Origin of the sequence: Anaeropeptidivorans aminofermentans (assembly GCF_940670685.1) — a bacterium.
Classification (GTDB): domain Bacteria; phylum Bacillota; class Clostridia; order Lachnospirales; family UBA5962; genus Anaeropeptidivorans; species Anaeropeptidivorans aminofermentans.
Genome location: NZ_OW711693.1, coordinates 1213168 through 1237657, shown reverse-complemented (window position 1 = coordinate 1237657; position 24490 = coordinate 1213168). Strand labels below are relative to the sequence as shown.

Genomic DNA, 24490 nt, shown 5'->3' with positions numbered 1-24490 from the left:
ATAATCAACCTTGGTGGAGATGACGAGATTCGAACTCGTGACCCCCTGCTTGCAAGGCAGGTGCTCTCCCATCTGAGCTACACCCCCGTATTAGGCGGCTGATTATCTTTTAAATCAGTATTCTATTGTTTAAATAGAAAAGTGGGCTCAAGTGGACTCGAACCACCGACCTCACGCTTATCAGGCGTGCGCTCTAACCGGCTGAGCTATGAGCCCCGGCTAGTTATAAATATCCGTCTGATATTTATATTCTTGCTGTTAAATTACTCTTTACATAACAAAAACCAAGGGCTTTCACCCTTTTAGTGAAGCAAAATCATACATGTTTCCGGTATGTTTTACTAAATGTTCATCTTTGTGAAACAAAGATGAAACTTCCTTGATTTTTTTATGTAATTGGAATCCGGCAGCCACCTACTCTCCCGGGCAGTCTCCCGCCAAGTACCATCGGCCGTCTGTGGCTTAATCGTCGTGTTCGGTATGGGTACGGATGTTTCCCATAGACGCATCACCACCGGAAAGCTTTGTTATCCTTGCTTTCACAAGATAACCTTGATATATTTTATTTTTGTTTCTATAAGCTAGTAGCTATAAAAACAAAACTTATTTTCAGCATTCATTTACATGAACACTCAAAACTAAATAATAAGTACTCAAACCCTTCAGACAGTTTTGTTTCACAAAACTATCTCCTCAGCATTTTGCTTCACAAAATCATTAAACTTCGTTTAATGACCCAAATTCTTTTGGGTGCTACCCTACTTTTCCTTAGAAAGGAGGTGATCCAGCCGCACCTTCCGATACGGCTACCTTGTTACGACTTCACCCCAGTCACTGGTCTCGCCTTAGGCTGCTCCTTCCTTTCGGTTAGGTCACAGACGTTGGGCGCTACCAACTCCCATGGTGTGACGGGCGGTGTGTACAAGGCCCGGGAACGTATTCACCGCAACATGCTGATTTGCGATTACTAGCGATTCCAGCTTCATGTAGTCGAGTTGCAGACTACAATCCGAACTGTGGCAGCTTTTTTGAGCTTTGCTCCAGGTCACCCCTTCGCTTCTCTCTGTACCTGCCATTGTAGCACGTGTGTAGCCCAAGACATAAGGGGCATGATGATTTGACGTCATCCCCACCTTCCTCCGTGTTATCCACGGCAGTCTTTCTAGTGTGCCCGGCACTACCCGCTGGCTACTAAAAATAAGGGTTGCGCTCGTTGCGGGACTTAACCCAACATCTCACGACACGAGCTGACGACAACCATGCACCACCTGTATCCATTGTCCGTAGAACGGTGCATCTCTGCACCCATCAATGGTATGTCAAGCCTTGGTAAGGTTCTTCGCGTTGCTTCGAATTAAACCACATGCTCCACCGCTTGTGCGGGCCCCCGTCAATTCCTTTGAGTTTCAACCTTGCGGCCGTACTCCCCAGGTGGAGTGCTTATTGCGTTTGCTGCGGCACCGAGGATCTCTCCCCCACACCTAGCACTCATCGTTTACAGCGTGGACTACCAGGGTATCTAATCCTGTTCGCTACCCACGCTTTCGTGCCTCAGCGTCAGTTTCAGTCCAGTAAGTCGCCTTCGCCACTGGTGTTCCTCCTAATATCTACGCATTTCACCGCTACACTAGGAATTCCACTTACCTCTCCTGTACTCTAGATTAACAGTTCCTTATGCAATCTCAAAGTTAAGCCCTGAGTTTTCACATATGGCTTACTAATCCGCCTACTCACCCTTTACACCCAGTAATTCCGGATAACGCTTGCCCCCTACGTATTACCGCGGCTGCTGGCACGTAGTTAGCCGGGGCTTCTTACTTGGGTACCGTCATTTTTTTCTTCCCCATCGATAGAAGTTTACGATCCGAAAACCTTCTTCCTTCACGCGGCGTTGCTGCATCAGGGTTTCCCCCATTGTGCAATATTCCCCACTGCTGCCTCCCGTAGGAGTTTGGGCCGTGTCTCAGTCCCAATGTGGCCGGTCACCCTCTCAGGCCGGCTACTGATCATTGCCTTGGTAGGCTCTTACCCCACCAACTAGCTAATCAGACGCGGGCTCCTCCTGTACCGATAAATCTTTCCCCAATCGGCCATGCGGCCAATCGGTATTATGCGGTATTAGCCATGATTTCTCACAGTTATTCCCCTGTACAGGGCAGATTACCCACGCGTTACTCACCCGTCCGCCACTCCAAGTAGATAGTGCAAGCACTATTTACTCAGCGTTCGACTTGCATGTGTTAGGCACGCCGCCAGCGTTCATCCTGAGCCAGGATCAAACTCTCTATTTAATCCTTGTCCACTCTTGTCTAAAAGCAAGCTTTTAGACTGTCAAACGGATATTTCATATCCCTTTTGACTATCTGGCATTTTTTATCTCGTATTACTTTTCTTCGTTAGCCTTAAAGCTCTCAAAGTTTTATTTTTTCGGGTTGGTTCTTTCCTTATTATTCAGTTTTCAATGTTCTGGTTTTTGTTTCTTATGCTTGTTTTTCCTGCGCTGTCCTCTCTCGGACGCAAAATCTAGTTTACCACATGCTTTTACAATTGTCAACTTCTTTTTTGAACTTTTTTAACGATTTATCGCTTTCCCTGTATATAAGGCATTTTTTAGTTTAAATAAGCCTTACAAAGCAGATTCTCCCTTGATTATATCCCTTTATTAGCGTAAAATAAATTTAAAGGCAAGACATTAATATCCAGTTCTTTCAGTATAATCAGATTTTCAAAAGAAAGGTTGATCAGTATGGAAAGTAATCAAGTATTGGATACAATAATGCAAAGAAGAAGCATAAGAGCGTATAAACCTGATCAGATTTCAGAAGATCAGTTGGAAGCTTTTATAAAAACAGCGCTTATATCTCCAACAGCATCGAACCGCCAGAGATTTCATTTTACTGTTATTCAGAACAGAGAAATTATAAATGAGATTGAAGAAGATGTTATAAGAGAGATTGCCAAGACTTCTGCAACAGAGTTATTAGAAAGAATAAAATCCAGAAAAGGAAAAGTCATTTATGATGCCCCGACATTAATCATTCTTTCTGCCGAGCCTTCTTCTTATTCAGGCATAGACGCAGGAATTGCAGTACAGTCTTTGGCATTAGCGGCAAAAAGTATGGGCCTTGACAGCGTAATTCTCGGAATGCTTGCTTATGCTTTTAAAGGTGAAAGAGCTGAGGAGTGGAAGAAGAGGCTTCAATTCCCCGAAGGTTATGACTTTACCATAGGCATTGCCATAGGGTATGGGGACATGCCGGGAAATGAACGTGAAATAAATAGAGAAAAACTTTCAATCATAAGATAATAAAAAAAGCTCCGCCATGGCGGAGCTTTTTTTATTAAAATCATTTCCTTTTATTCATTTACAGATTTAAGCTTTTCAGCCTGAACCGTTGTAATTAATGTATCCATAATTTCGTCTAAATCACCGTCAAGTACGGAATCCAGCCTGTGTAAAGTAAGACCCACTCTATGGTCCGTCACGCGTCCCTGGGGGAAATTATAGGTACGGATACGCTCGCTTCGGTCCCCGGTTCCAACCTGGCTTCTTCTTTCGGCAGAAAGCTCGTTTTGCTGTTTTTGAAGCTCTAATTCATAAAGCTTTGCTCTAAGGATTTTAAGAGCCTTGTCTTTGTTTTTTAGCTGAGATTTCTCGTCTTGGCAGCTTATTACAATTCCTGTAGGGGCATGGGTAACGCGAACGGCTGAATCTGTTGTGTTTACGCTCTGCCCGCCGTTTCCAGAGGAGCGGAAAACGTCCACTCTTACATCGTTCATGTCTATTTCAACGTCTACATCTTCAGCTTCGGGAAGAACAGCTACAGTAACGGTAGAAGTATGAATTCTTCCGCCGGATTCAGTAGTAGGTATCCTTTGAACCCTGTGTACCCCTGATTCATATTTAAGCCTTGAATAGGCTCCTTTTCCTGCGATCATGAAAACGATTTCCTTATATCCGCCAAGGTCGTTTTCATTGGAGCTCATGATTTCAGTCTTCCAACGCCTTCTTTCAGCATATCTTGAATACATTCTGAAAAGGTCACCGGCAAAAAGCGCAGCTTCGTCTCCGCCGGCGCCGCCTCTGATTTCCACAATAACGTTCTTCTCATCGTTAGGGTCGGCAGGAAGAAGAAGTATTTTAAGCTCTTCTTTAATTTCTTCAATACGCTCCTGCCCTTCCTTAAGCTCATCTTTAAACATCTGCTTCATCTCGTCGTCAAGGCTTTCCCCTAGCATTTCCTTGGCTTCCTTAATGTCAGACATTGTTTTTTTATACTCTTTATATTTTTCAATTATAGGTGTTATGGCGCTATGTTCCTTCATAAGCTCACGCCATCTATTCTGGTCGGCTATGATATCCGGTGAATTTACCTTATCGGAAAGCTCACCGTATTTCTTTTCCAGTTCTTCCAAACGGTCAAACATAAAATCCTCCTGTTATACAGTCAATTTAATTTACTAATTCATCTAAAACATCAAATACATTAATGTGAGCTCGATGGAATAAAAATCCCATCAAACTTATGATACTTTTCATACAAATTTGCAGAAAAATACTGCAAATTTATATGAAAACGTGAAAAGCCCTTCGGACTTTCCCTCGGTAAACCAAGGGATCCGACTTCGTCAAACTTACTTTATATTATTTACGAAAAACCAGCCCTCTGTCAAGACCATAAAGGTCTTTAATCGCGCAAATATACGTATAAGAAGAAAATATTTTTTTAACCTCTTCTTTCTGTGAGCTTCCTATTTCAAGATACACTCTCCCGTTATCCTTAAGCCTTTTCTTTGCCTCTGAGGCTATGATTCTATAAAAATCCAGACCGTCTAAACCGCCGTCTAAAGCTATTTTCGGTTCATAATCTTTTACATTAGGCAAAAGCTTATTTATCTCTTCCTTTTCAATATAAGGGGGATTGGAAATAATAACATCGAAGCAATCTTCTATTTTATCAAACATATCCGACTGGATGGTTTTGATTTTATTATCCGCTTTATTTAATTTAGAATTTTTCCGTACGATCTCCAAAGCTTCCGAACTAATATCCGAAGCCCATATTGCTTCCGTATCCTTGCAGTAAACAGCGATACTGATAGCTATGGCTCCGGAACCTGAACATAGATCGAGAATTCTTTCACATTTATTTTCATTTATATACTCAATTGCCGGCTGAATAACACATTCCGTATCGCCTCTGGGGATTAATACATTTTTATCCACATAAAAGTCAAGCCCCATAAATTCCGCATGGTTAATAATATACTGAATAGGCTCCAAATTAAGCCTTCTGTTTATATATTCAAAAAATTTCTCTTTTTTCTCATGGCTTAATAAAGTGTGAGATTTTGTAATTAGCTCTACTTTACTTAGGCCGGAGACATTTATCATAATCAAATCTCCATCAAGAGACCATGAGGAAATCCCCTTTTCCCTTAAAAGCCTTTTGCCTTCTTTCAAGGCTTCACCAATGCTAAGAACGGCTTCCATTTTTCCCGTCCCTTTCGAGAACATCTTTCATTGCTTTAATTGCACATTCGATATGTTCGGCCTCCGGCTCTTTCGTCGTTAGACCTTGGAGCTTCATTCCCGGATAGCTTACAATCTCTACAAGGCTTGATTTGGACCTTCCGGCCCATCTTATGACCTCATAGGAAACACCCGCTATGAAAGGAACAAATATAACTCTTGAAAAAAACCTTAAAGGCAGGCTTTTTGTGTTCACAAATAAAAAGAATATCATAGAAATTACCATTACGATTAAAAGAAAGCTCGTTCCGCATCTTCTGTGGTATCTTGAATATTTTTTTACGTTTTCAACCGTAAGTTCTTCCTCATGCTCAAGGCAGTTTATGGTTTTATGCTCTGCTCCGTGGTATTGGAATACCCTGTGTATATCCTTATTTAAAGATATGATATAGATATAAAGAATAAAAATCAAAAGTCTTATGATACCTTCTATTATTCCCAAAGCCCATGAATTATTTGATATATATTCTATTTTATTAAAAAAGCTTCCTATAAATACAGGAAGGAGCATAAAAAGCCCTACTGCAAGCACAACGGAAATAACCATGCTGATTCCCATAATAATATCATTTAGCTTATCTCCAAGTTTTTCAGTTAAGAATTTTTCAAATTTCCCCGGATTTTCTTCTTCCTCAATGCCTGCCATTTCAGCTGACCTTGATATAATCTTTATACCAAGGACCATCGAATCTATAAAAGCGAATACCCCTCTTACAATCGGCATCTTCTTTAAGTTTTTAGAGCTTTCCTTCTCCTCAAAATTCTGAGATTCTATCACAATATCTCCGTCACCGTTTCTTACAGCCATGGAGTACATATTTTTTCCGCGCATCATTACACCTTCTATCACTGCCTGTCCGCCGATATAGCATGGCTTCGTCCCTTGGGTTGATATATATTCTTTATCTTTCATAACATTATCCTTTCAAAAGCTATAGGGAATAAATTAAATCTGCAAAACATTTTATTTATTACCAGAAGCCTAAACAATTCCTTTTAATCAAGTAAGTTACAGAATCAAAAACAAAGTATCATATATAAGCTTATAGTAAATTTCACAGAAGGATGCAATAAAAATCTATTTTTCACAAACGGCTTAAACATATAGAATCGCTATGTTTAAGCCATTCAAAATATACAATTTTTATTACTGTTTAATTTGAAATTTACCATAGTTATACTTAGCAATTTCAAAAATTATACAAGCATACGTTTGTAGGTAGTTTTTAAGTTCGCAACACCTTATAATTAATCATTTATTGTAAAAAAACCGGGGTAAGCCCCGGTTTAGTTTTACGCTACATATTGTATTTCTTCTTGAATTTCTCTACCTGACCGCCGGCCTCAAGAAGGAGTTTCTGGCTTCCTGTATAGAATGGGTGGCACTTGGAACATACCTCCACACGAATACTCTCCTTAGTAGAACCAGTTACGAACTCATTGCCGCAATTGCATTTTACCGTAGCCTGATAATATTTTGGCTGAATGCTTTCTTTCATAATCGTTCACCTCTTTTCTCTTTATTGGACACGTGTTGGCGTCCATGGGTAAACGGACAACCGTTTTTTACATAACAAATCTATTTTAGCATAAGAGATATTAAAACGCAATATAAAATATTAAAACCGCCAGGCAGTGTCTGAAACAGTCTGAAATGCATTTTTCTGCATTGCCTTTTGGCTTGAAATGTACTCTTAATGTTTTAAAACCCCATTTTCAATTGTACTATGGCTTTTATTATTAATCAAAATGGTTTAGCCTTTATCCTGCAATATAACTCTTTCCAAATAGGCTGGAGCTATTAAAGTCTGGTTTATAAAGTGTTGCCCCTGCGTTTATGGGTGTGTAGAAATAAATCTCATTTGTCAAAATATCCACCAAAATAGTATATGGGCCAGAATATAATGCATATCTGCCAACTTGGCCTATATATTTTGTGTTTTCAATATCTATTTTTATCTGTTCCGAAATATTATTAACTTCCTTTTCAAAACGGCCGCCCTTATTTAATTCTTTATAATTCACAAATCCCTCAAATAGCTTCATTTTAAGCATATTCAATATTTCACCCGTTGCTATATCTTCGCTGTAAGTATTAGCATCAGACTCAATCCAGACAACAGTGTCATATGCTAAAGCGCCTTCTATAGACTTATTAACGGCGGGCAAATATCCAGCTTTTTTTCCAAAAGCTTCAGAAATAAAATTAATCGGCACAAAGGTTTTTCCCTCAAATAAAACAGGCGGTGTTTCCAAGGTAATTATTTCTTTGTTTATTGAAGCATCCGCACTATTTAACTTCAGTTCGATTTTATCGTTATCCTTCGAAATAATTATTTTCTGCTCAGCTGCTATCCAATTAATTTCAGCGCCAAAATTTTCAGATATATAACGAAGCGGTACAAGTATCTGGCTATCTTTTATAATAGCGGCAGCTTTTGATGTAAATTTGCCGTCCAGCATAAGCAAAGCCTGTTCATCATACTGAATAATTATATCGCCATCCATGAAACTATAAATTTGATTGTCTGTAAGGCCATCATTACCCAGCTCACCAATGCTTTTATATGCAGGAGACGGATGATTTGCTTCGTTAACTTTACTGAGCTCAAACAAATCACTGTTTAGGGAAATCAAAAGACGATTGTTATTTACTGCTACCAGCATACAGCCCGCAGCAGATTCGCCCTGACCGCTTGAAACCGCCTGGATAACTTGCACTCTATCTGTAGATACAATTTTAGTATCCTCCGGCTTCATTCTAAAATAATAAAAAAAGTCTTCACCCGAAAAATCCTCTAACAGATTAAATTGTGCATTAGGAATTTGAACGCCATATTCTTTGTATTCTGCGCCGAAATCCTCGCTGCTGTAATAGGTATTTGAGATGGATACAATTCTTCCTATTATTTTTTCGCCGTCTGGCCATTCTATATCGTCTTTAGTAATGGCTTGAAATCCTAAAAACGTCTCAACTTTCCAATCCCCCGTGATAAACCTCATTGTTTCTTCACTTGGCGTTTTAGATTTGTTATCGCTTTTATCGTTGGTATTTGTATCTGCAAGTACGCTGTAAGATACGGATACAACAATTAGCACCATGAACAGCATGCCGATAATTCTTTTCATTTAATAAGCCTCCCTACAATATATACCTATTGAACTTGAAAACAATTTTTAAAGTTTAATACATTTTCCTTCAGCCTAGGGTAAATAAACCTGGTCTTTTTCAAATTTATTTACTATAGTATATAACCTTAGCATAGCCGTTTCAAAAATTTAAATTGCAGTTGAAAACTTAGGACCTGCTATGTATGATGGCGGTAATATCCTTCGTTTCCTCATAAATAAATGGGAAATCAAGCAGTCGGTATGATTTGCATAGAAAATAGTTCTCCTGCAAAGATGTTTATTGTAATTCTATAAAACCTAACCCGTATATTGCAGGTTCTTGCCGTCATTTGCTTTCTCTCTAAGTTTTCTTCTATCCTCATTTTATTCTACCGGAAGCTTGTTACAGGCTTTGTCAATAATTTAAGACAAGGTGTGTTCCATAGACGAAAGCTTATCTACACTTAGTCAAATTGTTATTTGCGGCTTCTATACTCGAATAAAAGTAAAACAGTAGTGTCGCAAATTTGCCTTCCCTTGATTTTATGCCATATTGAGCCTGTTATTTACTGCGGGAAAAAGCAAATTTACTATATGCTGCAAAGTCGTGTATCAAAAGCTTGGCTCCGGCTTACCGCCCAATAATAAAACGTCATGCCCTTACATTCGGCATGACATTTTTTATTGGAATCCCTGTTCGGTCTATTATTATCGCAGACAAAGTAATCGTGAACTGTCAAATTGTACCCTTAATTATGTGAGTCTCCTGTTTCCTATTTTGAAGCCGCCTTATTGGTTATGCCTAAAATATGGGCAAGCTGTTTTATGTCCTGTTTTCCCTTCTGTAAAAAATAAGTAGCCTGCCTACTTTCCGCTGCGTTCGTCCTCTTTCGTTTAAAATGCTTCACTGCCTTCATCAAAAATTTTAATGTAAGACCTTTCTTTAAGGCATATCAGAGCCTTTTCTTAAGAGAACCGATTGTAAAGCGGCCTGTTTAAAGTAGATTTCAGTGCAAAAATACCTTTCTATATCCAGTTTATAATTTTCTATATATTAAGCCGATAATTATTTTCAAGAGTAGGTATTTTTTCTACAAATTCCTTATTGGATTTGGTTTTTACAAGGGTATCTATTACCTTTTCCGTAAGCTCTTCTGCAGGCATTCTGCTCATTACTTTACGGATTGTATATACGGCTTCAAGCTCCTGAGAGCTTAAAAGATTTTCTTCTCTTCTTGTGCCGGATTTCATAATGTCAATAGCCGGGAATATTCTCTTTTCACTCATTCTTCTGTCGAGAACAAGCTCCATATTGCCTGTGCCTTTAAATTCCTCAAAAATAACGTCGTCCATTTTGCTTCCCGTATCTACAAGGGCCGTAGCAAGCACTGTAAGAGAACCGCCTTCTTCAATATTTCTCGCGGCGCCAAAAAATTTCTTAGGCATATAAAGGGCGGCAGGATCAAGACCGCCGGATAATGTTCTTCCGCTGGGCGGAATTGTAAGGTTATAGGCTCTTGAAAGTCTTGTGATGCTGTCTAATAAAATAATAAGGTCCTTTCCGTGCTCCACAAGCCTTTTTGCCCTTTCAAGCACCATTTCCGCAACTCTCTTATGATGCTCCGGCTGCTCATCAAAAGTTGAGTATATTACGTCTACGTTTTTTCCTTGTATGGAGCGCTCCATATCGGTTACTTCCTCCGGGCGCTCGTCTATCAGAAGAACAATCATATGCATATCCGGATGGTTTGTTGTTATGGCGTTAGCTATTTTTTTAAGAAGCACCGTTTTTCCCGCCTTGGGAGGGGCAACGATCATACCCCTTTGGCCCTTTCCTATGGGCGCAATCATATCAATAAGCCTTGTTGAAAGCTCCAGATGGCTTGTTTCAAGATGGATCTTTTTCATAGGATATATAGGCGTAAGATCTTCAAAATTCCTTCTTCTAACGGCTACCTCGGGCTTATCCCCATTTACGCTAGTAACGTAAAGAAGGGCTGAAAACTTTTCGTTTTCTTTTGGTATCCTAACGTTTCCTTTTACTAAATCACCTGTTTTAAGGTTGAATCTTCTTATCTGAGACGGGGAAATATAAATATCCTTTGTTCCAGGAAGGAAGTTTTCCATACGTAAAAAGCCAAAGCCGTCAGGCATGACTTCAAGAACGCCTTCTTCGGCAATGCCGCTGTCAAGAGCCTCAAAAGCAAGGCTTCTCTGGCTTTGCACAGGCGGATTCTCCGTATCCTGTTCCTTTTTTAACCTGTCATTTCTTCTTATTTCTGTTCGCACCGGTTCTGTTTTTGCTGTTTCCTCTTTAATGGGCTCTTTAATGGGCTCTTCAATAGTTTCTTCATCTATCTCTTCAGATATTTTTTCAAGTGTTTTTTCTTTATCGATCTCATTGCTTTGATTTTTGGCATCGTTATCCTTTATCAAATCAATAAGCTCGGATTTTTTATATTTAGTAATGCTTTTTATGCCTAAAAGTTTAGCCTGCTCCCTAAGAGCAGTTAAATTCATGGTATCTAATTCCATTTTATCCTCCCTTGGAATTTACAAATTATATGAATAAGTTTCTGCGGATATTCAAGATGGCATAGCGCCATAGAGTCTATTCAGAAAAGAAATGAAATAAGTTTATAGATTAAAACAATAAGCTATAAGGTAATGCGTCTTAAAAGATTTTTAGTTTTTTAAGTTTGATGGTATAAATTATATCAATGAATTTTGGATTCTTCCAACCCAAATTGTCACTTTCTAAGTGCACAGGGGATATTTCCTGCAAACTTTCCTGTTTACTAAGTTCGTGCCCTTTCATCATTAAAGATGTATACAGCAGGCCTCGTTATATAATAAGCCTGCTGTATACATAAAGTGATATTTTAAGAATGGTTATTGAAAATTATTGAGGAATTGTCAAAACCTGACCGATTTTTAAGTTTTCGTTGGCAAGATTGTTTGCTTTCATTATTTTATCTACGCCAAGAGTATTTCCGTAAAATTTTTGGCTTACGGCAGATAAAGTATCTCCGGCAACTACTGTGTAAGTGGATTGTGTTCCCTGAGGCGAAGTTGTGGAAGGTGTTTCTTCCGGTGCAGGCGTTTCAGTAGCATTGCTTTCCCCTGCCTCAAGCTCTTTTATCTTAAGATTTAAGGCGGCGTTTTCCTCCTGCAGTGTTCTTGTAAGCTGCTCTGCGCTTTCTTTAGCCTTTACAATGGAGTCGTAGTTTTCTTTTTCTTCCAAAAATTCTGCTTCGGCAGTTTTATATTTTTCAAGCTGTCCTGAAATAGAATTCACCTGAAAAACAAGCACTACTGTAATAATAAGCATTATACCAATCGCGGCACATAAAATTTTAAACAAAGGAACAGAAGTGACATTCTGGCTGGCAGCACTTTGGGTTCTTCTTTCGCTTCGCTCTCTCTGGGGCCTGTCCCTTGGAATTTGTCTTGCAACAGGCTCTCTCTGTCTTACAGGTCTTTCAATTTTTGTGTATTTAACTTCTTGTATTTCGGAATCTTCTTCCTCTTCACTTTCTTTGTTAAATAATATATCTTCATCTTTTTGCATTTTTTTAGAAGATATATTTCGACTTCTTTTTTCGGTTTTAACGGGCTCTGTTTTTCTTCTTACAGGAGTTCTTGCGGAAGCACTATAAAAATCATCTAAAACTCTTTTTCTATAGCTTCCCAGCTCTTCCCCTACGGAGCTTCTGCCGCCGTCTTCAGATTCGGCACTTTTAAAGCCCTTTACAATCCTCCCGTCGGAATCAGAATTAGCTGCCCTTGATTCTTCATAAAAGTGATTATTGATGGAAATGTCTTCTGTTTTCGGCTTTAAATCATCAAGACCCTGTTCCTTCTCCTCTGAAGAATCAAAATCATCTATGGTATTGTTAAAAAGCTTACCAACGGCTTTTCTGCTGAGCTCATCATTATAATAATCCAATGTGTTGCCTAATTTTTCTTTTTCTATACTTCCTTCTTCAGGATTTTTATTTTCGTCATTCATTGCCTTTCCTCCTTGTACAGGAAAATAATACGGAATTTTTAATTGTATGTTTGTAGAAAAATGAGATAAATTCAAATATGATTTAAGAAAAGCACATAGATAATATAAAAAAGAATATAATTTATAACAAGGCTTCTTCAATCTGAAATTCTCGCAAATATTAAATAATGTCTGAAATTTTTCTAAATACAGAGGGTCATGCTGATTTTCTAAAAATTTCAGATTCTTTTTAATAATCTTTACTTTAATTCTAATTTATATTTTATTATCATTAATTAAAAGTGTCAAGCTTTATCCCCCGTATATCCGCCAAAGCAAAAGGAAATAATATACAAATATTTTTCAGGAATTAAAGCATAAAAAAGCCTCTAAAAACCATCAAAAATCAACAATTATACAGCAAAATAACATTAAAAAATTCACCGTGTTTAAATATTAAGCTTACAAAAGCTGTAAACACCTTTTGTTTTTTTAATAAAACCTTAATTAATTTTTAAGATAAAAATATAGGTTCTATGTTTTTATTAATTTCAATACTATTTGGAAAATATTTATAAAAAATCCATTATAAGCGTATGTATAATAAATCTAATCTAAAATAATCTATCAAATAAAGCTTTTCATGTGATTATTTTTCAAAATTATAATATAATAAACTAGACTTTATATAAATAATTTGCATTTTTTAAGCATTTTTTCTATAGATATTAGCTTTTCTTACAATATTGTTAAATGTATATTCTTCTCTTTACATAATAGTGATTTTTAATTATACTCTATTTATACTATTGTATAGTATTAAATAATCATTATATGGGGATATTTTTTCAGTATAACTATTGCCTTTCTCCGCAAGCTTTAAAGAAGCTATGCTGGTATTAAACCATATGACAGAAAGGCAAAGCTTTAAGTCATCGCTGTGCAGTATAACTGCATTATTGAAGGATGTGATAATATGAGGATAGAAAAAATAAGCGAAAATCAGATCAAATTCTTACTTAGCAAAGCTGATTTAACGGAAAGAGACATAAAGATTACAGAGCTTGCCTACGGCTCTGAAAAAACTCAGGAGCTTTTCCGTGAAATGATGGAGCAGGCCATGGCCGAATGCGGCTTTGAAGCTGAAAACGCTCCGCTAATGATAGAAGCTATCCCCGTTACACAAGAAAGTATAATGATTATTGTAACCAAGGTCACTGGAAATGAATACGCCGAAAATAAATTCAATCTTCTTCCCCGTGCAAAGGAACAGGGAAAGTTTAAAAAGAAAAGTCTTTCAGATTTTAAGGATGATAACGGTAAGCCGAGCATATATATATATTCATTCTTAAACATAGATAATGCCATTGATTTATCAAAGAGGTTGGAAAGCACCTTTATAGGCGAAAGCAGTATGTACAAATATAACAATACCTACTATCTGATCCTTGAAGGGCCTGAATATCTTTCCGAAACGGGAGAAATTGAACCGATATTAAACGAATACGGCCAAAAGCATATATCAGACCCTATCACTAAATATTATCTTTTAGAACACGGTGAGCTGATAGTAAAAAATCCAGCCGTTCAAATACTTGCAAATGTATAATAATTTTAAGAGGCTGCTCTTTTGAGAGCAGCCTCTTTATTATTGTATTTATAATAAATTTAAAGTTAAACAGTAGCAAAGCCGTATATTCATATAGACTCAAAAATCTACTGTTTCCGAAGGAAATCTATGTTTTTGAATCTTTAATGAATAGGTTTTTCTTGCTTCTTTATAAGAAATTTATTATAAATATGAATTATATATACTGGCTATTCTTAATAGAAAATCTTTCCTATTTTTATCATTTCATAAGCAAAACTGCGATATCGTTTACATTTGTTCCTGTGGGACCTGTAAGAATTAAATCCCCAATTGCTTTTAAAGCATTATAGGAATCATTGTTATCAAGGACGTCTTTAACGAAAAAACCTACCTCTTTTAACCGCTTTACAGTAGTACCGTCTGCCATTCCTCCCGCTGCATCCGTAGGGCCGTCAGTACCGTCGGAGCCTACGGAAAACACAAGGACGTTTTCCATATTTTCCAAGCCTTGAGCTGCGGAAATTGCTATCTCTTGATTTCTTCCGCCTTTTCCCTTTCCTTTCAGTTTAACGACTGTTTCGCCGCCAAATATCAAAGCACAGGGAAGCATGCCTTCACAGCATTTTTTAATATGTATTGCCATGCTTGATATGAGTATTCCTGCCTCATAAGCTTCACAGTCTAGTGTAGAAGTCATAATGGAGGTTCGATAGCCAAGGCTCTTTGCATGCTCCGAAGCTGATTGACATAGCTTTGTTACGGAGCCTGTTATGTTTATTTTGACATTTTCTATATTTTTTGGGGTTTCAGCTTTCAGATAAGGCATTATTTTACTGTCAAAATCAAGATTATATTTATCGATGATATTTGTAACGTCTTCAAAAGTGCTGCTGTCTGGAGATACCGGACCTGAAGCTATAAATTCAGGGTTATCTCCCAATACATCGGATAAAATTACTGCATATATATTAGCCTTAGGACAAATCATGGCAAACTTTCCGCCTTTAACGGCAGAAAGCCTTTTTCTGATGATGTTCATTTCTTTAATATCTGCCCCGCAAGCAAGAAGCTTCTGGGTAATCATTTCAATATCTTTAATAGAAAGGCCTTTTTCAGGAATTTCAAATAAAGCAGAGCCTCCTCCCGATATAAGAAATATAAGATGATCTCCCTCTTTAAGCCCTTTTGCCATTTCTACAGCCTTTTCCGTAGCACTTACGCCATTATCATCTAAAATAGGGTGGCCTGCTTCATAAATATCCGTATTTTCTATGGGGCCTCTTGAGTGGCCGTATTTCGTAATAACAATGCCTTTTATAAGATTTTCTTTCAGATGCAAGGCACAGGCGTTGCCCATTTCCCAAGCGGCCTTGCCTATGGCAATAAAATATGCCTTTTCATGGAAATCTCTAAGGGCGTCAAAAACGCCTTTCCCCGGTAAAACATCTTTTATAGCACCTGATATGATTTTTTCAGCATCATTTCTCAAATCCATAAAGCCACCTCTTCTTAAGATATTAAGCTTATAAAAGCGTTAATTATATAAGGAAATATTGAAATTACAACTAACATTCTGGCTAAGTGAATAATACTTACTTTAACAAAATCAAAACCCATATCATCTGCTAAAAGGGTCATCTCCGACATTCCGCCGGGGGTACAGGCAAAAAGTGACGTTCCTAAATCAAGCTTTGTTATCTTATGTGTAATATATCCGAATATTATAGGGGTAGTTATGATGCTTATTAACATAATAACGACAGAGCCCATAGAATTAGATATGCCTATTAAGCTTGCTTTTGTTATTTTTAAACCGAGGTATACCCCAGAAAGCATTTGAGAAAAAAAACGCATTTGTATAGGCATATAGCTATACCTATATAAGAGATTTATTATTACTGCAAATAACATAGAAAACACCATGGCGCCGGCCGGAAGCCCAAGAAAATATCCTGTAAGACCACCTATACTGCAAAAACTCAAAGCCACAAAAGTGCCTTTTATTTTTCTCTCTTTAGTAAAAAAGGTAATATCCGACTCCTTTATTTCTTTAGGCTCTTTCGGTTCTCTTTTACCCCGTTCTTCCCCTACTTTTATTATACCTTTTTTAGCTATGAAATTGTAGAAGAAAGGATAAAATCCAAAGACAGTTATGAGCCGGATAAGCTGCATAAATGTAATGACTGCAACATCTCCCCCGAGACTGTCGGCAATGATGCCTAAATCTGAAATCCCGCCGGGGGCAAAACAGTAAAGGGAAGTTACTATATCGGTTCCCGAAACCTTATGCATAATATATCCAAAGAATAAGGTGAACAAAGTATATTGAAACATTATAACAGCTATAGGAAAAAATACCGTTTTAATAGAATGTAGACTTTCTTTTGTTATATTAAGCCCAAGATAGGCTCCCGCCACAATCTGGGTAAGTATTCTTATCCAATAAGGAAAATATGTATATTCTGTAGTAAGGTTAAAAACAGTGACGAATGTAAGAGAACCAAGCATAAAAGCAGCCGGAATAAATTTAAGCTTCTTCGCAAGTATTCCTCCCGTAACACCTATTCCTATAGTTATTATAAGTCTTATTATCAAGTCCAATTCTTCACCTGTCCTTTTAAGATAATACTTTACGCCTGCGTGTTTCCTCTGAAATTAATTTATACTAAGTGAACTGAAAAATGATAGTGTCAACGTGCAAATTATTTTTAAGCAAGTATCATATTTTTTCATTATTTTACAACAATTATATATTTTACCACAAATAGAAACCTAATGTAAAATTATCTGAAAACCTAAGTATAAAATCTACGGGTTTTATTATGTATAGTAAATTTCAAATTAAACAGTAATAAAAATCGTATGTTTTGAATGGCTTAAACATAGGAATTTTATATGTTTAAGCCGTTTATGAAAAATAGATTTTTATTACATCTTTCAGTGAAATTTACTATAATCAATTTGCTTTACTATATTGGGCTTTAAAACAAGAAGAATTTTTGCTTCACAAAATATCATAAGATAAAAATGCCGTAAATGCTGTTTCATCCAGTTAGGTTTTTCCTTTTCTTCATTTAACTATGCTAGATTTTCCTATTGACTTAAGTATATTATATTTTTATAAGAACTTCTTCTATAAAAGAACAGAAAATGAAATTTACAGTAAATTTAAAGTTAAACAGTAACAAAAACCGTATATTTACGAGAGTTCAAAAATGTACCGTTTCCTGTGGAAAGCCGTGTTTTTGAGTCCCTTGTGGATAGGTTTTTATTACTTCTTTATAAGAAAATTACTATAGATTGCTTTACAATTCAAACCGTTTTCTTTAATTTGTAAACCAACCCGCCCTGTTCTAAGGCGTGTCTTTTCATTATAGATAATTACATAAAAAAACAGCCTAACGGCTGTTTTTCATATTAGTCTTTAATTTTAGGGGCTTACATAAGTTCTCGGGTTTGTATGCTTACCGTTTACTCTTACTTCAAAGTGGCTGTGATTACCGGTGGAAATTCCCGTGCTTCCGCATTTGGCAATAACTTGGCCTCGTGATACTGTATCTCCTGCTCTCACAGAGAGGCTGGAGTTATGGGCATATAATGTGCTTAAACCATTTCCGTGACTTATAACCACTGTATTGCCATATCCGTTCATCCAGCCGGCGCTTATGACTGTTCCGCCTTCGGCAGCTATAATATTCCAGCCTCTGGCAGCAGGTATGTCTATTCCAGTATGGAATTCCTTTTTACCGGACATGGTTCTCCATCCGTAGCCTGAAGATATGTATGCTTTACCCGGAACCGGCCATTGAAGAGAGCCGCCGTCATATGTATAAGCCGGGCTTGCAGCACCTTTTGCCGCTGCCGCCTTTCTTCTTTCTTCTTCCTGCATTTTAGTAATCTGTTTTTCTACTTCTTTACTGTCATTATCCAGAATTTCAAGCTTTTTAAGCCATTCAACCTCATCGGCGGAAAGAGATGCAAGCATGGCCTCCTTTTCTTTTACAAGGGCTTCATAGCTATGCTGTCTTCCTGTTTCAACAAGCTCAAATGCCGCCAAATCGTCTTTTTGCTTTTGGTATTCAGCGTATTTTTCGTCTATTAGCTGCTGGCCTTTTTCAAGCCTTTCAATAAGGCTTAAATCATATGCAACAATCCTGTTGACATAATCTATTCTTTTAATCAAATCACTTATGCTTTCAGCCTTTAAAACAATGTCAAGATAATTGAGCTTTCCGTTCATGTACATGTACCGTGCGCGTTTTCTAAAGGTTTCATTTTGATTTTCACAGGCTTTTTTTGCTTCTTCAAGCTCTTTGCCCGTTTTTTTAAGAAGCTCATTTGACTTTTCAAGCTGAAGCGCTATTTCTTCAAGCTGCTCCGTAACTTTATTAAGCTGCTCATCATATTCCGCTATTTCTTCCTGAGTAGTTTTCTTTTTATTCTGAACGTCTGAAAGAGAGCTTTTAATATCACTTTGCTGATTTTTTAAGCTATCTCTGTCTTTCATTAAATCGCTTATACTTTTTGCATATACATTGCCGGAAAAAGAAATGATAAGCAATAATACAGTTAATATCAATCTAAGCCTTTTCAAGAGCAAGCACCTTCCTAACTTAAATTAGACCAGCAGGTGTCTCTTTATAGAAGTTACGCTTCCTATTGCTCCTATAATAACACCAAGCACCAACGAAAACGGTATCAAAACAGCAAAAACGGAATAAACCGACTTAAATTCTACCAATGATGTAAGGGCCGGTATATTTGCATTGATAAGGTCTATAGCTTTTCCATAGCTGAACCAGCATAAGGCTGTAGGTATTGCCGCACCGATTAAGCCTATAATCATGCCTTCAATAATAAAGGGCCAGCGTATGAAAGAATCCGTAGCGCCTACGTATTTCATAATATTGATTTCGATTTTCCTGTTGTTTACGGTCAATTTTATAGTGTTCATGATTATTATAACAGAGACTAGGCCTAAAAACAAAATAATTATGATACTGGCTATTCTTATTATATTATTAATCCCTATGATAACGTCTATGCTTTCCTTGTCATATTTGACTTTTTCAAGCTCTTCCCCTACCATTTTTTCAAGTTCATTTTTTACATATTCCTGATTTTCTATATCATCAACCTGAATGTCAAAGGACCGGGGAAGAATATTATCCTCGGAATCTTCAAGACCTGTGAAGAAATTTTCCTCATCGTCTGAACCGTAGGTCTTGGCAAAGTTCTCCATTGCCTCTTTAGAGGATATATAGTCTGTTCCTGTGACATGTTCTATACTTAAAATTTTAGATTTTAACTCTTCAATTTTGTCTTCATCATAAGAATCCATCACATATACTGAAAGCATCATTTCGCTTTCCAGATTTTTTAATATATAATCAAGGTTTGATACTATACAGTATGAAAATCCAAGGATTAATATGCAACAAGCCACAGTAATTATTGAGGCAACGCTCATAAGTCTGTTTCTTATTATGCTGCTTATGGATTCGCGGAAATAATATTTCATATTTCTAAGCTTCATCGCTATAACCACCCTTTTCAACGTCTCTTAATATAATGCCGTTTTTAATGGTTACAACTCTTTTTTGCATTTCGTCTACTATGTCCTTGGCATGGGTAGCAATAACGACGGTTGTACCCCTGTAATTAATATCATCTAAAAGCTGCATTATTTCCCATGCAGTATCAGGATCCAGATTTCCTGTAGGCTCGTCCGCAAGAAGTATGGGCGGCTTATTCACAATGGCTCTTGCAAGGGCGCATCTTTGCTGTTCTCCGCCTGAAAGCTGGTTCGGATAGGCCTTTGCCTTCCTTTGAAGCCCTACCAAGGCAAGCACCGCAGGAACAGAACGTCTTATTTCCCTGTTGCTTGCTTCCGTAACCTCCATGGCAAAAGCGACGTTTTCATAAACCGTTTTATTTTTAAGGAGCCTGAAATCCTGAAACACCACGCCCATCTGCCTTCTTAAATAAGGAATCTCATTTCTTGAAAGCTGTGTGATATCCGTATCATTTATATAAATGCTTCCCTCCGTAGGCTCAACCTCTTTCATAAGCATTCTTATGAGGGTAGATTTTCCCGAACCGCTTGAACCTACTATAAAAACAAATTCGTCCTGATTTATTTTCAATGAAATATTATTTACGGCCTCCGCACCGTTTTCGTAGACCTTTGTAACATTCTTAAGCTCAATCAAAATTATCTTCCTTCCGTTACAAGAAAGCATTTAAGCGGAACTGATGAAAATTTCAAGTTCCGCACATATGTCGTAAATTTCCTATAAAGAAACAGCAAAACCCAACAAATATACAGATTTTGTTACTGTTTAATTTTAAATTTACTATGCTCTGCTTTTACAGCGCCCTTCATAGCGCCTATTTATACGAAGCGAACTTGGAAAAAGATACACGCGAAAGCTTGTAAATCTTTTTTAAGTGAGCGACCTCCTATAATTACCAAGCTTATTTTTAGTTCGATAATTATAAAGCAAATACCTATATTAAAGTTTTGTTCCTCAATATAAATTAAACCCTAAATAATAGGGCTTAATTTGCTTGGCGTTTTTGAATAATCAAATTAATTGATATTTAAGCTCGCCCTAATATAAGTATATTAAACTTTTTCAGAGTAAAAATCAAATTAAGATTTAATACATATTGTTTTCCTTATATGCCATATATTTACTTACCATAAGGGTAATTTTAAAAATAATGGCATCATCGAAATTTCTAAGGTCAAGGCCTGTCATTTTCTGAAGCTTGTCAAGCCTGTAAACAAGGGTATTTCTATGAATATAAATCTGGCGTGAAGTTTCGGAAACATTCAGATTATTTTCAAAAAACTTGTTTACTGTTGTTAAAGTCTCCTCATCAAACTGGTCCATAGTGATACCGTGAAGAACTTCATCCACAAACATTTTGCAAAGGGAAAGGGGAAGCTGGTAAATCAAACGGCCTATGCCAAGCTTATCATAATTTACTATGGTTTTATCCGATTCAAATATTTTACCTACTTCAAGGGCCATTTTAGCCTCTTTATAGGAAGCGGAAACGAATTTAAGGTCGCTTACAACGGTACCGATAGCAATATGGCATTTAATCATAACTTCACTTAAAAGAGTCTCACTGATTACCTTTGCTGTTTTTTCAATTTCTTCTTTATTTTCTTTATCCTTTAATTCTTTCACAAGAATAATGCTTTTTTCATCCACTGCCGTAACGAAATCCTTGCTTCTCGTAGGGAAAATATTTCTCACGATTTCAACGACATTCATTTCCTTGTCAATATCTGTTTCAATTAAATATACGATTCTGGGAACGCTGTTTTCGATGTGCAGCTTTTTCGCCCTGCCGTATATATCAACTAAAAGCAAATTATCAAGAAGAAGATTTTTTATGAAATTATCCTTATCGTAGCGTTCTTTATATGCCACAAGAAGGTTTTGAATATTAAAGGCGGCAATCTGGCCTACCCTGTAGCTTTCAACATCCTCGCCTTTTGCAGCAACAACATATTCTGCAACATTATTATCAAATACTTTAAAATAATTATATCCTTGAAGGCTCTGGCCTTCAGCCGGTGAAGAAATAAAGCTTTCTATGCTGTCGGCATATTTACCTATCATGTCTTCCTCGGTGCTTACAATTATTTTTCCTTCTCTTTCAATTACGCTTAAATCACATTTAGTTATATTTTTTAATCCATTAATTGTGTTTTGCAGAATTTGATTCGAAATCATAATACCTCTCCTTATTCGTTGATTCATGCCTCGCATTTGCATCATTAGAATCAAATATTAACCTTTAAGTTAAGAATTTCTGTTCATAGCGGCTGAATTTTGATAATTTTTAGTACCTTTTTAGAAAGCTATAGGATAATCAACTGTGCACGCACTTTTTACATGGAATTTAACATATAAAACTCAGATTAAACCCTTGATACAAGTTTATAACATATTCAGCAAAATTTAAAGAGCAAATTTAAAAAAACTTAATTTTTTTTATAGAAAGAATATAAATAATACAGTAAATGTCAATTCCTTTTGTTAATTATAGCATACCCAAAATCATATTTTATATCATCATAGACAAATCAAATGCTATAAATCAATCAAAATGCCCACAGGGCAATGGTCGCTTCCGTAAATATCAGAATAAATAACAGCGTCCTTAAGCTTGTCCTTTATGTTTTCCGAAACAACAAAATAGTCAATACGCCACCCTGCATTTGTTCCTCTGGCGTTTCTCATGTAGCTCCACCAGGTATAGGCCCCTTCTTTATCGGGATAAAAATGCCTGAAAGAATCTACATATCCTTCACCAAGAAGGACGGTGAACTTTTCTCTTTCTTCATCTGTAAAGCCGGCATTTTTCCTGTTGGTCTTTGGATTCTTAAGGTCTATTTCTTTATGGGCAACATTAAGGTCTCCGCATAAAACCAAAGGCTTTTTCTCTCTAAGGCCATTCAAATAGGAAAGAAAGGCCTCCTCCCATTCCATACGGTAGCTGAGCCTTGCAAGCTCCCTTTGAGAATTAGGAGTATAGACATTCACAAGGAAAAAGTTCTCATATTCGGCAGTAATCACCCTACCTTCATTATCATGGTCTGCTATATTTATCCCGTAAGTAACATTTAAAGGTTTAATTTTTGTAAAAAGGCCTGTTCCTGAATACCCTTTTTTAACGGCACTGTTAAAATACTGATAATATCCCTCTAAATTAAGCTCTGCCTGCCCTTCCTGCATTTTAGTTTCCTGTATGCAGAAAATGTCGGCGTCTTCGCTTTTGAAAAAATCTTCAAATCCTTTCGTAATGGCGGCCCTAAGCCCGTTAACATTCCAGGAAATCATCTTCAGCATAAAACTACTCCTTTTTGTATAATATATACTAAAATGATACAAGCATACGCTTGTAAAACATTTTTAAGTTCCTATTCTTTAAAGCATATCAATCAAAAATAGATTTGTTAACTATATATAAAAAGCACATTATATATATTCTATCAAATTTTTTTCAATATGTATATTAAAATTGTACATTTTTTTATTTAAAATTAATAAGTTTTCAAATTTCCATAATAAGGAAGGTGTTTTCCACAGAAAAAGTTTCTCTTATGACTATATTTATCTGAAAATTAAAAATATTCATATGATTTACTCATGGTTTCCATAAATATTTATACTATTATATTTTTCTTTAAACGTATACTTGAATACATATGAAAGAGTAACTTTATCAAATAGACCAAAAAAAACCTGATTGGATTAAAATACCGTTTATACTTGAATAAAAGTAAAACAGTAGCGTTGTAAATTCGCTTTTCCTTGATTTTATGCCTTTTGGAGCCTGTTGCTTACTGCGAAACAAAAGCAAACTGGCTATACATAAAAGCAACAAAAAAGGAGCTTTCTTTTAGAAAGCTCCTGAGATATTATTGTTCAAAGTCCTCGTCGCTTGCGTAGTAATCGTCATAATCTTCATCAAACTCTTCGTCAAACAAGTCATCAAGGTCGTTTTTGTTTGTAAGCTTTACTATAGCAACGGCCATTGTAGCTATTACGGCAACTATAGAAATAATTACAAGGGCTGTAATCCAGCAGTTCTTTTCCTTACTTGATTTTTGAAGTTTTCTCAGGCTGTTTTTTATCTCGTCTAAGCTGAATTCTTCATCAAACATTTTTTTCATTGACTTTCCTCCTAACTAATATTTTATTCCGCTTTTGCGGTAAGGCTTGTTTATCCGGTCTTTATTACGCCTTAGTTCATTATATTCATGGTAGGCTTTTCGCATTATCTGTTTTTCATCATGAAATTTAAGCAGATGATATGCCTCATGCTGTTTGTAGTACCCTGCGTCTGCAAAAAACTCTTCAGCCTGAGGCTTGCAGTAAAAAGAATCGGCGCTCATCAGATACCAGTGGACAGTTTTATTGACTAAATCGTCATTGCCTTTAAAGCTGTACTGGGTTTTTCCGATATATTTAATTATTTTAGCACTAACTCCTGTTTCCTCCTTTACCTCACGCAAAGCAGTTTGCTTAAAAGTTTCCCCTTCTTCTATGGTACCCTTCGGCATTACCCATCCCATGTATTTACCGTTTTGGTTTTTATACAGTAATAAGACCTTCCCTTTATGGAAAACAACGCCTCCGCAGCTAACTGCTTCAATCAATTTGAATTCCTCCGATAGGGGCATTGACTTACAATGCTACTTATTTACTTAACTATAAAAAGTATAAACTATATACCC

General features: G+C 36.7%; 18 protein-coding genes, 2 tRNA genes and 2 rRNA genes. 2 read left to right on the top strand and 20 right to left on the bottom strand.

Annotated features, from left to right (window positions below):
• Nucleotides 1–11: 11 nt before the first annotated feature.
• The 4 genes from NBX03_RS05100 to NBX03_RS05085 form a co-directional block, all read right to left on the bottom strand.
• Nucleotides 12–87 (bottom strand) — tRNA-Ala (locus NBX03_RS05100).
• Between the two features lie 55 nt (nucleotides 88–142).
• Nucleotides 143–216, bottom strand: a tRNA-Ile gene (locus tag NBX03_RS05095).
• A 185-nt stretch (nucleotides 217–401) separates the two neighbouring features.
• Nucleotides 402–519, bottom strand: a 5S ribosomal RNA gene (gene rrf / locus NBX03_RS05090).
• 253 nt (nucleotides 520–772) lie between these two features.
• Nucleotides 773–2291, bottom strand: a 16S ribosomal RNA gene (locus NBX03_RS05085).
• 455 nt (nucleotides 2292–2746) lie between these two features.
• Between NBX03_RS05085 and NBX03_RS05080 the strand changes: the two genes are divergently transcribed.
• On the top strand, nucleotides 2747–3307 hold the full coding sequence (locus tag NBX03_RS05080; RefSeq protein ID WP_250229669.1) for a nitroreductase family protein: 561 nt from the start codon (nucleotides 2747–2749) through the stop codon (nucleotides 3305–3307).
• Between the two features lie 50 nt (nucleotides 3308–3357).
• On the opposite strand, the gene prfA is transcribed toward NBX03_RS05080, so the two are convergent.
• The 7 genes from prfA to NBX03_RS05045 all read right to left on the bottom strand — a co-directional run bounded on the left by prfA (nucleotide 3358) and on the right by NBX03_RS05045 (nucleotide 12656).
• Nucleotides 3358–4428: a peptide chain release factor 1 gene (prfA, locus tag NBX03_RS05075; RefSeq protein ID WP_250229668.1), complete on the bottom strand. Its 1071-nt coding sequence runs from the start codon at nucleotides 4426–4428 to the stop codon at nucleotides 3358–3360.
• Nucleotides 4429–4645: 217 nt separating this feature from the next.
• Nucleotides 4646–5494, bottom strand: a complete 849-nt coding sequence (gene prmC, locus NBX03_RS05070; RefSeq protein WP_250229667.1) for a peptide chain release factor N(5)-glutamine methyltransferase — start codon at nucleotides 5492–5494, stop codon at nucleotides 4646–4648.
• A complete protein-coding gene (locus NBX03_RS05065; protein ID WP_250229666.1) occupies nucleotides 5478–6446 on the bottom strand; it encodes a DUF1385 domain-containing protein in 969 nt (322 codons plus the stop codon). The genes prmC and NBX03_RS05065 overlap by 17 nt, the downstream gene beginning before the upstream one ends.
• A 385-nt stretch (nucleotides 6447–6831) precedes the next feature.
• Nucleotides 6832–7032 carry a 50S ribosomal protein L31 gene (gene rpmE, locus NBX03_RS05060; protein ID WP_250229665.1) on the bottom strand — a complete coding sequence of 67 codons (201 nt, stop codon included), beginning with the start codon at nucleotides 7030–7032 and terminating at the stop codon, nucleotides 6832–6834.
• A gap of 262 nt (nucleotides 7033–7294) precedes the next feature.
• Nucleotides 7295–8662, bottom strand: a complete 1368-nt coding sequence (locus NBX03_RS05055; protein WP_250229664.1) for a stalk domain-containing protein — start codon at nucleotides 8660–8662, stop codon at nucleotides 7295–7297.
• Between the two features lie 1029 nt (nucleotides 8663–9691).
• Entirely contained in the window at nucleotides 9692–11179 is a 1488-nt protein-coding gene (rho, locus tag NBX03_RS05050; RefSeq protein WP_250229663.1) for a transcription termination factor Rho, read from the bottom strand.
• A gap of 367 nt (nucleotides 11180–11546) precedes the next feature.
• Nucleotides 11547–12656, bottom strand: coding sequence for a LysM peptidoglycan-binding domain-containing protein (locus NBX03_RS05045; protein ID WP_250229662.1), 1110 nt, complete (start codon nucleotides 12654–12656; stop codon nucleotides 11547–11549).
• Between the two features lie 955 nt (nucleotides 12657–13611).
• Between NBX03_RS05045 and NBX03_RS05040 the strand changes: the two genes are divergently transcribed.
• Nucleotides 13612–14244 (top strand): adaptor protein MecA, encoded by a 633-nt coding sequence (locus NBX03_RS05040; RefSeq protein WP_250229661.1) that lies wholly within the window; start codon nucleotides 13612–13614, stop codon nucleotides 14242–14244.
• Nucleotides 14245–14485: 241 nt separating this feature from the next.
• Here NBX03_RS05040 and NBX03_RS05035 read toward each other — a convergent pair whose 3' ends face one another.
• The 9 genes from NBX03_RS05035 to NBX03_RS04995 form a co-directional block, all read right to left on the bottom strand.
• Nucleotides 14486–15721 carry a glycerate kinase type-2 family protein gene (locus NBX03_RS05035; protein ID WP_250229660.1) on the bottom strand — a complete coding sequence of 412 codons (1236 nt, stop codon included), beginning with the start codon at nucleotides 15719–15721 and terminating at the stop codon, nucleotides 14486–14488.
• 14 nt (nucleotides 15722–15735) lie between these two features.
• Nucleotides 15736–16827, bottom strand: a complete 1092-nt coding sequence (locus tag NBX03_RS05030; protein WP_250229659.1) for an AbrB family transcriptional regulator — start codon at nucleotides 16825–16827, stop codon at nucleotides 15736–15738.
• An 829-nt stretch (nucleotides 16828–17656) separates the two neighbouring features.
• On the bottom strand, nucleotides 17657–18820 hold the full coding sequence (locus NBX03_RS05025) for a murein hydrolase activator EnvC family protein (RefSeq protein WP_250229658.1): 1164 nt from the start codon (nucleotides 18818–18820) through the stop codon (nucleotides 17657–17659).
• 24 nt (nucleotides 18821–18844) lie between these two features.
• Complete coding sequence (gene ftsX, locus NBX03_RS05020) at nucleotides 18845–19762, bottom strand: permease-like cell division protein FtsX (RefSeq protein WP_250229657.1); 918 nt, start codon at nucleotides 19760–19762, stop codon at nucleotides 18845–18847.
• On the bottom strand, nucleotides 19752–20438 hold the full coding sequence (gene ftsE, locus NBX03_RS05015) for a cell division ATP-binding protein FtsE (RefSeq protein ID WP_250229656.1): 687 nt from the start codon (nucleotides 20436–20438) through the stop codon (nucleotides 19752–19754). The genes ftsX and ftsE overlap by 11 nt, the downstream gene beginning before the upstream one ends.
• A 450-nt stretch (nucleotides 20439–20888) precedes the next feature.
• On the bottom strand, nucleotides 20889–21980 hold the full coding sequence (locus NBX03_RS05010; protein ID WP_250229655.1) for a PucR family transcriptional regulator: 1092 nt from the start codon (nucleotides 21978–21980) through the stop codon (nucleotides 20889–20891).
• A gap of 360 nt (nucleotides 21981–22340) precedes the next feature.
• A complete protein-coding gene (locus NBX03_RS05005; RefSeq protein WP_250229654.1) occupies nucleotides 22341–23099 on the bottom strand; it encodes an exodeoxyribonuclease III in 759 nt (252 codons plus the stop codon).
• 572 nt (nucleotides 23100–23671) lie between these two features.
• Nucleotides 23672–23926: a hypothetical protein gene (locus NBX03_RS05000; RefSeq protein WP_250229653.1), complete on the bottom strand. Its 255-nt coding sequence runs from the start codon at nucleotides 23924–23926 to the stop codon at nucleotides 23672–23674.
• A 15-nt stretch (nucleotides 23927–23941) separates the two neighbouring features.
• Nucleotides 23942–24412, bottom strand: a complete 471-nt coding sequence (locus NBX03_RS04995) for an NUDIX hydrolase (protein ID WP_250229652.1) — start codon at nucleotides 24410–24412, stop codon at nucleotides 23942–23944.
• Nucleotides 24413–24490 lie beyond the last annotated feature (78 nt).